The organism is Micromonospora sp. NPDC047707 (genome assembly GCF_040704235.1).
Classification (GTDB): Bacteria; Actinomycetota; Actinomycetes; order Mycobacteriales; family Micromonosporaceae; genus Micromonospora.
The window spans coordinates 79271-92970 of sequence record NZ_JBEYSU010000014.1 but is presented as its reverse complement, the minus strand read 5'-3'; the positions used below and the strand labels follow the sequence as shown (position 1 = coordinate 92970).

At 71.2% G+C, this 13700-nt stretch carries 14 protein-coding genes and 1 pseudogene; 11 read left to right on the top strand and 4 right to left on the bottom strand.

Going from position 1 to position 13700, the window contains the following annotated elements:
• The first annotated feature begins 69 nt into the window (after window positions 1–69).
• The 5 genes from AB0873_RS17585 to AB0873_RS17565 all read left to right on the top strand — a co-directional run bounded on the left by AB0873_RS17585 (window position 70) and on the right by AB0873_RS17565 (window position 5437).
• Entirely contained in the window at window positions 70–972 is a 903-nt protein-coding gene (locus AB0873_RS17585; protein WP_366600813.1) for an alpha/beta hydrolase, read from the top strand.
• Between the two features lie 215 nt (window positions 973–1187).
• A complete protein-coding gene (locus tag AB0873_RS17580; RefSeq protein ID WP_366600762.1) occupies window positions 1188–2030 on the top strand; it encodes an arpA protein in 843 nt (280 codons plus the stop codon).
• A gap of 21 nt (window positions 2031–2051) precedes the next feature.
• On the top strand, window positions 2052–2903 hold the full coding sequence (locus tag AB0873_RS17575; RefSeq protein ID WP_366600761.1) for a hypothetical protein: 852 nt from the start codon (window positions 2052–2054) through the stop codon (window positions 2901–2903).
• A 22-nt stretch (window positions 2904–2925) separates the two neighbouring features.
• Window positions 2926–4731, top strand: coding sequence for a choline/carnitine O-acyltransferase (locus AB0873_RS17570; protein ID WP_366600760.1), 1806 nt, complete (start codon window positions 2926–2928; stop codon window positions 4729–4731).
• Between the two features lie 100 nt (window positions 4732–4831).
• On the top strand, window positions 4832–5437 hold the full coding sequence (locus AB0873_RS17565) for a YdeI/OmpD-associated family protein (RefSeq protein WP_366600759.1): 606 nt from the start codon (window positions 4832–4834) through the stop codon (window positions 5435–5437).
• A 69-nt stretch (window positions 5438–5506) separates the two neighbouring features.
• Here the strand turns inward: AB0873_RS17565 and AB0873_RS17560 are convergent, their stop codons facing one another.
• Window positions 5507–6547, bottom strand: coding sequence for a questin oxidase family protein (locus AB0873_RS17560; protein ID WP_366600758.1), 1041 nt, complete (start codon window positions 6545–6547; stop codon window positions 5507–5509).
• A gap of 34 nt (window positions 6548–6581) precedes the next feature.
• The gene (locus tag AB0873_RS17555; protein ID WP_366600757.1) at window positions 6582–7256 is read right to left on the bottom strand and encodes a uridylate kinase; all 675 of its coding nucleotides are present in this window, start codon (window positions 7254–7256) and stop codon (window positions 6582–6584) included.
• Between the two features lie 263 nt (window positions 7257–7519).
• Here AB0873_RS17555 and AB0873_RS17550 point away from each other — a divergent pair, with 263 nt between their 5' ends.
• Window positions 7520–8170, top strand: a complete 651-nt coding sequence (locus AB0873_RS17550) for a hypothetical protein (RefSeq protein WP_366600756.1) — start codon at window positions 7520–7522, stop codon at window positions 8168–8170.
• Window positions 8171–8219: 49 nt separating this feature from the next.
• Here AB0873_RS17550 and AB0873_RS17545 read toward each other — a convergent pair whose 3' ends face one another.
• Window positions 8220–8483 carry a type B 50S ribosomal protein L31 gene (locus AB0873_RS17545; RefSeq protein WP_155333099.1) on the bottom strand — a complete coding sequence of 88 codons (264 nt, stop codon included), beginning with the start codon at window positions 8481–8483 and terminating at the stop codon, window positions 8220–8222.
• Window positions 8480–9759 (bottom strand): annotated as a pseudogene (locus AB0873_RS17540) (GTP-binding protein). The gene AB0873_RS17545 and the pseudogene AB0873_RS17540 overlap by 4 nt, the downstream one beginning before the upstream one ends.
• 231 nt (window positions 9760–9990) lie before the next feature.
• On the opposite strand from AB0873_RS17540, the gene rpmB reads away from it, so the two are divergent.
• From rpmB to AB0873_RS17515, 5 genes are all read left to right on the top strand, one after another.
• The gene (rpmB, locus tag AB0873_RS17535) at window positions 9991–10227 is read left to right on the top strand and encodes a 50S ribosomal protein L28 (protein WP_155333097.1); all 237 of its coding nucleotides are present in this window, start codon (window positions 9991–9993) and stop codon (window positions 10225–10227) included.
• Complete coding sequence (rpmG, locus tag AB0873_RS17530) at window positions 10227–10394, top strand: 50S ribosomal protein L33 (RefSeq protein ID WP_095565727.1); 168 nt, start codon at window positions 10227–10229, stop codon at window positions 10392–10394. The genes rpmB and rpmG overlap by 1 nt, the downstream gene beginning before the upstream one ends.
• Window positions 10394–10699, top strand: coding sequence for a 30S ribosomal protein S14 (gene rpsN / locus AB0873_RS17525; RefSeq protein WP_366600755.1), 306 nt, complete (start codon window positions 10394–10396; stop codon window positions 10697–10699). Before rpmG ends, rpsN begins: the two co-directional genes overlap by 1 nt.
• A 139-nt stretch (window positions 10700–10838) precedes the next feature.
• Entirely contained in the window at window positions 10839–12311 is a 1473-nt protein-coding gene (locus AB0873_RS17520; RefSeq protein WP_366600754.1) for a choice-of-anchor M domain-containing protein, read from the top strand.
• A gap of 129 nt (window positions 12312–12440) precedes the next feature.
• Window positions 12441–13694: a DUF916 domain-containing protein gene (locus AB0873_RS17515; protein ID WP_366600753.1), complete on the top strand. Its 1254-nt coding sequence runs from the start codon at window positions 12441–12443 to the stop codon at window positions 13692–13694.
• Window positions 13695–13700: the final 6 nt, after the last annotated feature.

Below are 13700 nucleotides of genomic sequence, written 5' to 3'. Positions count from 1 at the left end.
GAGGACACCATGAGAGGCAAGGCTCCACTGGGCACCCGGATCCTCAAGGACACCCAGGACTGGGAGGCTATGACCAACGATCAGGTGATCGCCGCGCGCGAGAAGACCAACCGCGCGGCATCGTCTCGTGCCGCGCGAATCATCACCGGCCTGCCGGACCGCCGCGCGCGCATCGAGGAAACCTCGATCGAACTTCCAGGCCGCCGCCTGATGCTGCGGGTACACCGCCCGAAGGACGCCCGCCGGAGCCTGCCGCTGATCGTCTCATTCCACGGCGGAGGTTTCTTCGCGGGCACCGCAGCTCAGAACGACTGGCTCAACAGCCACCTCGCGGCCCAGTGCCCGGCGGTGGTCGTCTCGGTGGAGTATCGCCTCGCCCCGGAGCACCCGCTGCCCCAGCCGATCGACGACGGCTACGACACCGTCGTCCGGCTCGTCGACGACGCCACCCGTTGGGGCATCGATCCCGCAGCCGTCGCGGTCATGGGCGAGAGCGCGGGTGGCACGATCGCCGCACTAATCGCCTTGCGTGCCCGCAAGGACGGCCCGCCGCTGCGTGCACAGGCGCTGATCTACCCGGGCACGGACTGGACCGAGAGCATGACCGAGTACTCCTCGATCACGGAGAATGCCGACAACCCCACCCTGTCGGTGTCCCGGCTGCGCGCAACCCGCAAGTTGAGCGTGCCACCCACCCTCGACCCGCGCAGTGTGTCACCCGTCAAGTTCGACAACCTCGCCGGACTGCCACCGACACTGGTCATCACAGCCGCGCTGGATCCGCTGGCCGACCAGGGACGCCGCTACGCCGACCGGCTTCGTGAGGACGGCACCGACGTTCGCCTGACCTGCTACCCGAGGGCCACCCACACATTTCTGAGCACTCCAGGCCTGGTACCGGCCGCCCGGCCGGCGCGCCGCGAGATAGTCGCCTTCCTGCGCAGCCATGTTCATCGGGCTACGCGAAGCTGACCGACGAGCAGGACAGCATCCGCTCATGCCGCTGGCCTCGTGACCCATCAACGTCGCTCGAAGCGAAGCTGAGAGCGTAGTGCTCCATGATGATCGACGGGCGGCACTCGGTGGCGCTGTGAACAATGTAACCGACACTGGGCTAGACGCCGGTGAATCTTGTTAGGATTCCACAATTTCTTCATGCCGCCACCATTGAAGAAGGGATCCGTCCAATGAATATCGTGGACACCGTGCGCTATCCACTGGCCGACCCGCGAAGCGACGCATGGGAACGCGTCGTTTCGCAAACCCGCGCCGAACTGCGCGAACTCGGATGCAGCGTGCTACCGGAGTTCATTGTGCCGAGCAGTTGGGAGGCGCTGCGGCGGGAAGGCGCCGGGGTCGCCCCGCTGGCGTACTACGACGTTGAGGAGACCAACGTCTACAACATCGCGTTCGACGACGACCTGCCGGCGGAGCACCCGGGCCACATCGTCATGCGGCGCGGCAACGCGTTCGTCCCGCGCGACCGGATCCCCACCGACAGTGTCATCCACCGGCTCTACACCGACCCGTCGTTCGTGCGCTTCGTCGCCGCCTGCTTCGAACTCCCGGAGCTGCACGAACTCGCCGACCCGCTCTCCGGACTGGTGCTCAACGTCGTGCAGCCCGGCATGGAGCACCCGTGGCACTTCGACACCAACGAGTTCACCGTCAGCATGCTGACCCAGGAGCCGGAGGAGGGCGGCGTCTTCGAGTACTGCCCGAACATCCGTTCGGCGGGCGCGGAGAACTTCGACGCCGTCCGTTCGGTGCTCACCGGCGCCGACCGCTCGCCGGTGCGGGCCCTGACCCTGCGCCCCGGTGACCTCCAGCTGTTCAAGGGCCGGTACGCGCTGCACCGGGTGAGCGCGGTGCGCGGCGCCACCGCCCGGCACTCAGCGATCTTCGCCTACTCCCAGCGCCCCGGCGTGATGGGCAGCGTCGCCCGTACGCGGCAGCTGTTCGGCCGGGTCCTGCCGGCGCACCGCGACGCCGAGCGCAATGCCGTGCGAGTCGACCAGTTGCTGGACTAGTAATCGCGAGGAGCCGCCCCCGTGCGTTTCGACCGGACCGGAAAAGTTTCCCTCGACGGCATCTACACGCAACCCGATCCCCGCGCCTATTTCACCACCCTGCGTGAGCTCGACTATTACATTCCCCAACTCGCCAAGCCCTATTTCCAGCGCATCATCGGGCAGTACCGCCAATCGCGGCAGGTGGCCGTCCCGACCGTCGTCGACGTCGGCTGCTCCTACGGCGTCAACGCGGCCCTGCTGCGCTGCGACGCCACCATGGACGACCTGTACGACCGCTACGCCGGCGCCGAGTGCACCCGGCAGGCGCTGCTGGAACGCGATCGTGAACTGGTCCGGGCGCACCGGTCCCCGGCCCGGTTCGTCGGGCTGGACGTGTCCCGACCGGCGCTGAGGTACGCGTCGGCGGCCGGGTTCCTCGACGACGCCGTGCAGGCCGACCTGGAGGCGCGCGAACCCACGGCACGGCAGCGCGCCCTGTTCGCCGGTGCCGACATCGTGATCTCCACCGGATGCCTCGGATACGTCACCGGCAGGACGCTCATGCGCGTGGTCGACTCCCACCAGGACCGGCTGCCGTGGATGGCGCATTTCGCGCTGCGGATGTTCCCGTTCGAACCGATCGCCGACAGCCTCGCGGCCCTCGGTTACGACACGGTGCGGGTGGACCGGACGTTCCGGCAACGCCGTTTCGCATCCGACCGGGAACAGCGGCAGGTGCTGGCGACGATGTCCGCCGCCGGCGTCGATTCGGAGGGCCTGGAGAACGACGGCTGGTTGTACGCTCAGCTCTACGTTTCCCGGCCCGTCGGCAGTCCCGACCCGTTGACCTTCGACGATGACCAGTCACTGATCCAGAAGGCCGCCCGATGAGCAGCGAATCCCAGGAGACCGAGTGAGCACTTTCAAAAACGAGGACACGCTGCCGCGGGTGCCGTTGCCCGCACTGGAGGACACCTGCGCCCGGTTCCTCGAATGGTCTGCGCCGCTGCTGACGGAGGAAGAGTTCGCCGACACCGAGGCCGCCGTGCGGGAGTTCGGGCGGGCCGACGGTCCGGGGCCGAAGCTGCACGCCGACCTGGTGCGGTACAACGCGGACCCGGCCACGCACAGCTGGTTGGACGCGTTCTGGCCGGCACGCTATCTCGGTCGTCGGGACCGGATCGCGTTGAACGCCAACTTCATCTTCCTGTTCCGCGACACGCCGTTGCGCGGGTTCGCCGAGCCGCAGGTGGAGCGCGCGGCGAGGCTCATCGCCGCCGCCGTGAACTACAAGACCCAGCTCGACGACGAGCGCATCCCGCCGATCGTGACGCGCGGGCAGCCGTTGTCGATGGAGCAGAACAAGTTCCTGTTCTCGACCACCCGCATCCCCGGGCCGGTGCAGGACACCGTCCGAGCGCCGTACAGCGAGGAGATGCCGGGCCCGTCGACGGTGCGGCACATCGTGGTGTTCCAGCGCGGCAACCCGTACCGGATGGACGTGATCGGTCCGGACGGGCGCCCGTACTCCCTCGACGACCTGGTGGCCGGCCTGCGTGAGGTGCGGAAGGTCGGTGCCGCGCGGGCCGCGACGGCCACCGCGGCCGGCCATCTCACCACCATGGCCCGGGCCGAGTGGGCGGCGGCCAGGGACCGGCTGGCGGCACTGGATCCCAATAACGCCGCGGCGCTGGACACCATCGAGACGGCGCTGTTCTGCGTGTGCCTGGAGGACCTGACGCCGGCCGACGACCTGGCGGCCTGCGACCAGTTGCTGCACGGCGACAGCGGCAACCGGTGGTTCGACAAGGCGGTGTCGCTCATCGTCTTCGCCGACGGCACGGCCGGCATCAACGTCGAGCACTGCGGGCTGGACGGCACCACCATCCTCAGCTTCGTCGACACGATGCTCACCGCGTCGCCCGAGGAGCACGCCGCGCAGTCGGGTGCGGCGGCGCAGGGGGTGCCGGCGATCGAGCCGGTCACGTTCGTGCTCGACGACGCGCTGCGGGCCGACATCGCCGCCGCGGCACGCTCGTTCGCCCAGTACGGCGCGGACACCGCCACCGTGACCCTGTCCTTCGACGAGTTCGGGGTGGACGAGGTCAAGCGGCTGCGGATGTCGCCGGACGCGTTCGTGCAGATGGCATACCAGCTCGCGCACAAGCGGGCCAAGGGCTTCGTCGGCGCCACGTACGAGTCCATCGCCACCCGCCAGTACCTGCGGGGGCGGACCGAGGCGATGCGCGTCGTCACGCCCGAGGTGCTGCGGTTCGCAGCCACGATGGACGACCCCGCCGCGTCACCCGACGAGCGGCGGGCGGCGTTGCGGGCCGCGGCCGACAAGCATGTCGAACGGGCGAAGCAGTGCCAGGCCGGTGCGGCACCGGAGCAGCACCTGTGGGAGCTGCAGCTGATCCAGAAGCGGCGTGGCGCGGCGCTCGGCGTGCCCGAGTCGCCCCGGCTGTACGAGACGCCGGGGTGGCTCACGATGCGCGACGACTACCTGAGCACCAGCTCGGCGCCGTCGAGCAGCATCCGCTACTTCGGGTTCGGGGCCACCAGCAGTCGCTGCATCGGGATCGCGTACGTGCTGCTGCCGGACCGATTCAACCTGTACCTCAGCACCCCGCGCCCGGTCGCCGACATGATGTACACCTTTGCCGACCGGCTCCGCGAAGCGTTGCGTGAGCTGCGCGACCTGCTCGACGAGCGGTAGCCCGGGTCACGCGTCCGCCGCAGGCCGCGGTGTCCTTGTACCGGATCCCGCCCGTCGCCCGGCGTGCCGGCAGCCCGTCGAGTCGGGTTAGCCTGCCGTCATGGCGAGCGCCGAACTGGATGAGTTGATCGTCGCGGACGCCGAGGCGCTGCGCGCGTGGTTGTCGGCCAACCACGCCACATCGCCCGGCGTCTGGCTCGCTCTGACCAGGAAAGGCGGCACCGCCACCACCCTGACCTGGCAGCAGGCGGTCGACGAGGCACTGTGCTTCGGCTGGATCGACGGGCAGGCCCGCAAACGGGATCAGGAGACCTCCTGGATCCGGTTCACCCCGCGCAGGCCCCGCAGTTCCTGGTCACAACGCAATGTCGCCCACGTGGCCCGGCTCGAGGCGCAGGGGCGAATGATGCCCCCGGGCCGCGCCGCGGTGGAAGCCGCGAAGGCGGACGGGCGGTGGGCGAGCGCCTACGCCCCGCCGTCGGAAGCCGAGGTGCCGGCCGACCTCCTCGCCGCCATCGCCGCCGAGCCCGCCGCCCAGGCCATGTTCGACGTACTCACCAGGACCAACCGGTTCGCCCTCATTTACCGCCTCAATGCCGTCAAACGGGCGCAGACCCGCGAGCGGAAGATCGGCGAGTTCGTCGCCATGCTGGCCCGTCACGAGACGATCTACCCGCAGAAGGCCAAGCCGCCGACCTCGCCGTAATCAACATTCCGGCTCGGGCAAGCCGGACCGGACGATCGGCTCGCGCATCATGCGGCGTGGGCAGTGCCCTCACCATCGTCCGGTCTGTTCGGTCGCGCGCACCGAGGCGGCGAGGAGAGCGGCGTCGCCGGTGATGGCGTACGCGTCGAGCGCGGCGTCGGCGAACTTGATGGCGTGCGGGCCGGCCGAGTCCACCGCGAGCCGCATGACCTCGACGGGATCCAGGTCGGGTACCGCCGGCGGGGCGGAACGTCCGGTCGCCGGGGCGTACGCGGCGGTGACGGCCGCCGTGGCGGCCCAAGCGGCGGCGAGGCTGGCCGCCCAGAGCGCCCCGGGCAAGGCGGGTAGCGTGCGCAGGACCGCGTTCGGTGCGGTGGCGGCGTGCACCAGCATGACCGGACTGGCGTACCCGTGGGTGCCGTGCCGGACGACCGCCGCGTGCACGATGCCCGCCAGGCGGGCCGACACGGCGTCCTCATCGACGGCGGTCTCGCCGCCCGGCGCCGCGCCGGCCACCGCCGCCCAGCGGGGAAATTCGGCGAGTTGGGCGAGGCGGGCCCGGATGCCGTGGCGCTGGTCGGGTACGCGCGGCACCGCGTCGAGCGCGGCCCGTGGATCAGTGGCCAGGTACGGCCCGGCACCGGGCGATGCGAGGGGCTGCCAGCGGGCTGCCCAGTAGGCCAGCCCTTGGCCGAGTTCGGTGACGCGCGGCGCGGTCTCCTGGTCCAGCAGTGCGCGCACCGCGTGGCCGACCCGGATCACGCCGTGGGTGGCGCCGGCGGCGATGCCGGGCAGCAGGCGGGGCCACCATCGGGCGAGCACCTGCCGCCAGGGCTCATCGGCCAGTTCGCGCTCGAAGTAGTCGAGCCAGTCACCGGTACGCACCGGGTCGCCGAGCGGATCCCGCCACTCGTCGACGGCGATGGGCGCGATTCCCCGCGGTCGTTCCTCCAACCGGTCGGCGTACCCGTCCAACCATCGGTGCACGGCCTCACCGTGGCCGTGTCGGGCCAGTGCCTCGACCGCCATGGGCGCGTGGTTGGACAACCACCCGTCCCGTTCCGGACCGGAATGCCGTACCCGCTGGTAAGCCTCGTCGAGTTCGCTCATGCAGGGGACGGTAGGAGTTGAAGTGCGGTTGAGGTCAACCGTGGGGGGTCTCCCAGACCGGTCGCTGGGGTTCGTCGTTGTGCACGATGATGTCGACGTGATCGGTCGGGCGGACCGTAGCGAGGTAGAGCTGTTGGGAGGGGATGTAACGCTCCCGCCAGCGCCGTTCGACCTGGGCCCGAGATGACACCTGGCGCTCTCGGATCACCGCACGATGCACGGTCTCCTCGAACGCGGTCGACACGAAGATACGCAGGTCCCACCGATCAATCAGTTCCGGGCGCATGAGGAAGACGCCGTCGAAGACCAGCACCGCGTCGGACGGGGCAGTCATGACCGGCGGGGACAGCGCGGTATCCGCGGTGCGGTCGTAGACCGCGTACTGGAAGCGTCGATCTCCGCCCGGGCCGAGCGGATCGAGCAGAACTCGGTTCAGCGCGTCGCAGTCGTGGGTGTCGAAGTAGCAGCCTTCGGCCGAGTACTCGCCGCGCGGATAGCGTTGCGCCCGGGGGAAGAGGAAATCGTCGATCGTCGCGCGGATGACGTCGCGGCCCTGTTCCCGCAGAACGACGGCCAACTCGTCGGCGAGCGTGGTTTTGCCTGCGGCGGGCGGTCCGTCGATGGCAACCCGCGTCGGATGGGCGACTGCGACGGACCCGACCGCCTCAGCCAGGCGGCCAATCACGTCGTCCCGGGTGCCTTGATCCATGTCCCCGCCCCGTCCTGGTCTGGCGAAGGCCGCCGTGCGAGCCGACCATATGCGCCAGCGTTTCGCGCCCGCCACTCCCCGAATGAGCGAGATCGACCGGTTGCGATGGGGGCCGTCGTCACGTCGAACGCGGCAGCGGTGCCCACAACCAGCACCGGTGAGACGACCGGGGACCCGGCCTGGCTACAATCGTCCGGAGCTCTGGCCGTGGATGGGGCGTTTCGGCGCCGCGCACCCTCAAGACCTGGTTCGCTCTGTCCCTCATGGACATCCATAGCCAGGCGAAGCATTTCTCGTCGCAGCGCCCGCAGAGCGTGCACCGCAACGACGTTGCCACGCTGGTGGAGCTGGCGACGACCATCCGCGAGTCCGGTGGGCTGCCCGCCCTCGTCACAAGCGAGGAGGGCCGCAGGGAGGCCGGCCGGGTCACCGAGTACTGCGTCGGCGGCCCGTCGGCGAATCCGCGCACCGCGGCCCACGTGCGCATCGCGCTGCCCGGCGTACGGTTCACCGCAGCCGAGCCCGACTCGTTGCTGCCGTTCGTGGTTGGCGGACGCGCGTTTCGCCGCCGTCCCGGCGAAGAGCAGTTCGCGCTGCTCGCCCGGGTGCGCCCGGCCGCATCGGCGGCGCCCGTGTTCATCCTCGCCGGGCAGACCGCGCTGGACAATCTCGGTGCCGCGCGCTACCTGATGGCCAACTGGAGACGGCTGCGGAAGACGTACGGGAAGCGGAACTTCTGCCTGGTGCTCGGGCTGCGGGAGCCGTCGACGTTCGGCGCCGATCACGTCCATCTGGTCGCCGACGTGTCCGCATCGGCATTTACCGCCATCGCCGGGGCACCCGGGCCTGACCACGAGCGCCGCCACGAGCCGGAGACTGCTGGCGCAGCCCTGGACTCCTCGCACCACGACTGATGCCCGGCCCCGCGAGATCATGGGCGCCTGCGGCGCATGCGTGCCTCGGTCATCGTGTCTGCCGCGGTCCGCGGCGGGCGTACTTGGCGCGGAACTTCTCCACCCGGCCCTCGGTGTCGAGCAGGCGCTGCCTGCCGGTCCAGAAGGGGTGGCTGGCGGAGGAGATCTGGACGTCGATGACGGGGTAGGTGTTGCCGTCGGTCCACTCGATGGTCTGGTCGCTGGTGGCGGTGGAGCGGGTGAGGAAGGCGAAGTCGGCGGCGCGGTCGCGGTAGACGACGGGCCGGTACTCGGGGTGGACTCCGGACTTCATGCGGGCTCTCCTTCGGTGGGGTCGGGGCCGGCGAGCGGGAAGCAGCCGGCGAACGGGTCGTCGTAGCGGCGCCAGGTCTCCTCGCCGTCGGCGAGTTCGGCGTCGGTGAGCAGGCAGCCGGTGAGGGTGCGGTGCAGGCCGGCGGGATCGAGGTCCAGGCCGACGAAGACCAGGTGCTGGTGTCGGTCCCCGTAGTACGGGTCCCAGTCGAGGGCGGCGGCGAGCCGCCGGTGGTCGGACACCTCGTCCCAGTACGGGTCGGGCAGGCCGGTCAGCCAACGGCCCAGGGAGCCGAGGGCGAGGCCGCCGCCGGCGAAGTCCCAGGCGATGACCAGGTCGGGTTGGCTCGCGAGCCACAGGTGCCCCCGGGAGCGGACGACCTCGGCGTTGACGTCCTCGAGGACGTCGTGCAGCCGGCGGGGGTGGAACGGTCGTCGGGCGCGGAAGACCACCGAGACGACGCCGCAGTCGGGGTACGGCTCGTGCACGCCGAGGACGTGGCCCTCCAAGCCCGGGTCAGGACGCCGGGGGTCTCGGGGCGGTGCCGGAGCGTGCCGCGCAGCTGCCGGGTCAGCGCGCCGGCGTCGACGAGGTCACCGTCGACGCGGACCTGCGTCGCCCACGGCGCCATCCGGTCGAGCAGTACCGACAGGCGGCTGGTGTCGTACGCGCCCTCCCGGGACTGGCCCCACAGCACGAGGGTGTCGGCGTACTCGATCTGCCGGACGACGACGTCGGCGAGCGCCCGGTCGTCGTTGTCGGCGGCGGCGATGCCGAGGGTTTTCAGGTCGTCGGTGCTGGCCAGGCCGTCGAGCAGGTGCTCGGCGTCGACCACGGTCAGGTAGGAGTCGACCCGGACCAGGTCGGTCAGTGGCGTCCCGTCGACGAGGCAGTGCGCGCAGACGGCGGCGACCGCCTCGGGCTCGACCACCTCGGGCAGCATCAACAGCAGGTCGCGGTCCGGTTGGGCGCGGGCGAGCCGGGCGAGGGTGGGCAGCACGTCCTCGCGCAGCGTGCAGGAGACGCAGCCGTGCGCCAGGGTGATCCGCTCGTCCTCGAGCACGCCCGCACCGTCGCGGACGATCCGGTGCACGGTGCCGGCGGCCAGGTCGGTGAGATCGTGCCGGACCAGCAGCAGCGAGGGGTCCGCCGCCAGCAGCGTGCGGGCGACGGCGTACGTCGCGGCCGGCCAGAAGCCGCTGAGCACGGTCAGCGACGGGCGGGCGTCGGCCGCCGGGGTCCCGGTTTCGGCGGGCGCGAGCGGGGACGTCGACATCACAATCCTCTCGACACTTGTTGAAAACGGTTGTCATTATAAGCACGTGGTCGGCGGCGAGCGGCGTGCCGGGGTTCCCCGAGCGGGGGACCACGACGGTCGGCGTGTGCCGACCCGGCGACACGGTGCGGTCGACGTGGCGGGCGACCCCGCGTGAAGGCTGGCCGATCGGCCGATGTAGAAACGAAAACCGTTGTCGTTACCGTCTAGCTGAACCTGGAGGAGTGAATCGTGTCCCGACGTTGTGACGTCACCGACGCCAAGCCGAGCTTCGGCAACGCCGTGTCCCACTCGCACCGGCGCACCCGTCGCCGGTGGAACCCGAACCTGCAAAACCACCGCTACTGGCTGCCGTCGGAGCGCCGCTGGGTGCGGTTGACCCTGACCGCGAAGGCGCTGAAGACGGTGGACCGCAAGGGCATCGAGGCGGTCGTCGCGGAGCTGCGCGCCCGGGGAGTGAAGCTCTGATGGCCCGGCAGACCGACGTCCGTCCGATCGTGCGGCTGCGCAGCACCGCCGGCACCGGTTACACGTACGTCACCCGCAAGAACCGCCGCAACGACCCGGACCGCCTGGTGCTGCGCAAGTACGACCCGATCGTGCGGCGGCACGTCGAGTTCCGCGAGGCACGCTGATGGCCCGCAAGAGCCTGGGAAACCGGCAGGCCCGCCGGGAGGACCTGGTCGCCCGGCATGCCGGGCGCCGGGCGGAGCTGAAGCGGCTGATCGCCCACCCGGACACCGACCCGGCCGTACGCGACGACGCCGTGCGCCAGTTGGCCCGGCTGCCCCGCGACTCGAGCCGGGTGCGGCTGCGCAGCCGGGATGTGATCGACGGCCGCCCGCGCGGTGTGCTGACCCGCTTCGGGTTGTCCCGGGTCCGGTTCCGGGAGATGGCGCTGCGTGGTGAGTTGCCGGGCATCCGCAAGGCGTCCTGGTGACGGTTGCCGGCACCGGTTCGGCGCGGGCCACCCGCTCCGCGCCGACCGCCGCCCGCCCGGCGAAGGCGTTGCCCACCGGCAGGCCTCCGGGGCGCAGGTACCACCGCGCGCAGACGCGCGCGGCGTGGAAAGGGGAGGTATGAAGGCGACACTGAGGGCTCGCGGTCTCGCGGCCCTGGTCACCGGGGCGGTGGTGGCCGCCGGCACGGTGCTGGCTCCCACCGCCGCCTCGGCGGCCGAGAAGGTGGTGCTGTCCAAGGGGCACACCGACGCGGTCGACGTGCACTACACCGACGGCGAACTGTCCCTGAAGGTGAGGGACGACACGGGCAGCCCGATGGTCATCCGGGATCCGGCGGACGTCACGTTCCAGGTGCTGCCGCAGGCGGCGATGGAGGTCCCGGACGACCCGCGGTTCGGGTTCCTGGGACCGGCCGGTTCGCAGATCTGGCTGCTGCCGATGACGCAGGACCCGGACCTGCTCTGGCCGGGCTGGAACACCACCGAGCTCGACTCGGGGGTGTTCGCAGGGAACAAGGTTCGGCTGAGCCTGGTCGGCGTTGAGGGCCCTGGCAACGTCACGCTGTTCACGCAGGACTCGTTCGGCGGCCCGATCATCAAGTTCCGCGGTGAGGACGGACTCCCGGACGCGATCGACGTCCCGGTGCACACCCACGCGCACTCGAACTGGGCGTTCAGCGCGCTGGGCAACTACACCTTGAAGTTCCAGGCCGACGCGACGCTGACCGACGGCACCACGCTCAGCACCGGGCCGGTCGACTACTCGTTCGTCGTCGGCGAGCTGACCGGCGGCGGCCCGGAGGTCAGCCTGGCGATCAGCGGGATGGCCGACGAGTACCAGCCCAACGACACGGTCACGCTCACCGCGGTGCAGACGCCGCAGACCGAACTGGACCACTACCACTGGTTCAGCAGGTGCCCGGGCGCGGCCGACTGGAGCATCATCCCGGGTGAGGGGGGCGCAAGCTACTCGTTCACCGCGACCCGGGAGCTGAACGCCTGCGAGTACGTGGCCAAGCTCTACGACGACGACCACGCGGTCGTCGCGACCAGCGAGCCGGTGACCCTGTGGGTGGCGTTCCCGCCACAGGAGCCGGGCGCCTCGCAGACGATCACCGCGTCGATCGACGAGACGCAGGGCTCGCTGGTGATCAGCGTCAACCCGGACGACCGGGCCGTGGTGCTGCCGCCCGCACAGCTCAACGCCGCCGGTGACCGGTGGGAGAGCAACGGTGAGCTCCGGCCGGTCACGGTGACCGACACCCGCGCCGGTCAGCCGGGGTGGAGCGCGTCCGGGCAGATCCCGGCGGACTTCACCGGGCCGGACGGGGCCACGTTCAGCGCCGGCTACCTCGGCTGGACCCCGCGGGTCCTGACCCAGGGCGCCGGACAGGGCGTGGTCGCCGGTCCGGAGGTGGCACCGTACGTCGTCGGAGTCGGCGGCGGTCTCGGCACCAGCGCGGTGCTGGGCTCGGCACCGGACGGCGCCGGACGGGGTACCGCGCAGTTGGGCGCGGGCCTGCGGCTGAGCCTGCCCACCGAGACGGCGGCGGGGACCTACACCGCGACCCTGACCCTCACCGCCATCTGATCGCACCAACCCGTCCGGTGGTCGGGCGTTGAGCCTGGCCACCGGACGAACGCGGGGTGGGCGTGTCGTTGCCGCGACCCGCCCACCCCGCACCTCCCCTCGTACCCCAGGAACGGAACCGTCCCCGCAATGCGCCTGCTCGCCACCATCGCCGCCGGGATCGCCCTGCTCGGCGTGGTCCCCGCGCCACCTGCCTCCGCGCTGGCCGCACCCGCCCCCGCCACCCCGCCGGCAACGCGAGGGACGTCGCCATCGCCGGCACTGTCGCCCGCCGCCGCGACCTGGGGCGTGGCACCGTCGAGCGCGCGCGGGCCGAACGGCCGGCCGGCGTTCAGCTACAAGCTGGACCCGGGCGCCACCCTGACCGACTACGTCGGTGTCACGAACCACTCCAACCGCCCGCTCACCCTGAACCTCTACGCCAGCGACGCGGTCACCACCACGCAGGGCGGGTTCGATCTGCTGGCCGCCGACCGGAAGCCCACCGACGTGGGCTCCTGGGTCCGCCTGCCGAGCCGAACCCTGACCATCCCGTCGACGTCCCGGCTGGACGTACCGTTCACGCTCACCGTCCCGCCCAACGCCACGCCCGGTGATCACGCCGGAGGGATCGTCGCCTCGCTGGCCGGCGCAGCCGTCGACGCGCAGGGTAATCAGGTCGCCGTCGACCACCGGGTCGGCGCCCGCATCTACCTGCGGGTCACCGGTGAGCTGCGGCCGACGCTGACCGTCGAAGACCTGCGAGTGCGGCACACCGGCCCGGTCAACCCGCTGGCCGGGGGCACGGTCACCGCCACGTTCACCGTCCGCAACACCGGCAACGTACGGCTCGCCGGGCAGCCCGTGCTCGGCGTGTCCGGACCGTTCGGCCTGGCCCGGCGGTCCGTGGACGGTACCGCCCTGCCGGAGATCCTGCCCGGCGGCGAGCTGACCACCACCGTACGCATGTCGGGTGTTCCGCCGCTGTTCCGGCTGACCGCGAACGCGACCGTCACGCCGGCAGCCGTGGGGGACCAGATCCTCGACCCGCCACCGCAGGCGGGCTCGGCGCGGGCCGCCGTCTGGGCGGTGCCCTGGCCGCAGCTGGCCCTGCTCGCCCTGCTCATCCTCGCCGGCTGGGCACTGATCGCGGCCCGGCGCCGCCGGGCGGAGCAGCTCGCGCGAGCGGTGGCCGCCGCCCGGGAGGAAGGCCGCGCGCAGGCCGGCCGGGAGGAAGGCCGCGCGCAGGCCGGCCGGGCACCGGACGGCCAGGACGCCCCAGTGGCCGCCGGTGACGGCGGATCAGCACCCGACGACCACCCGATGCCGGACGCCGAACGTCCCGGTCCGGGCCACGACAACCGGCATCCCACCATCGACCACACGGGGAAGGACGAGAAGTGACTCGGC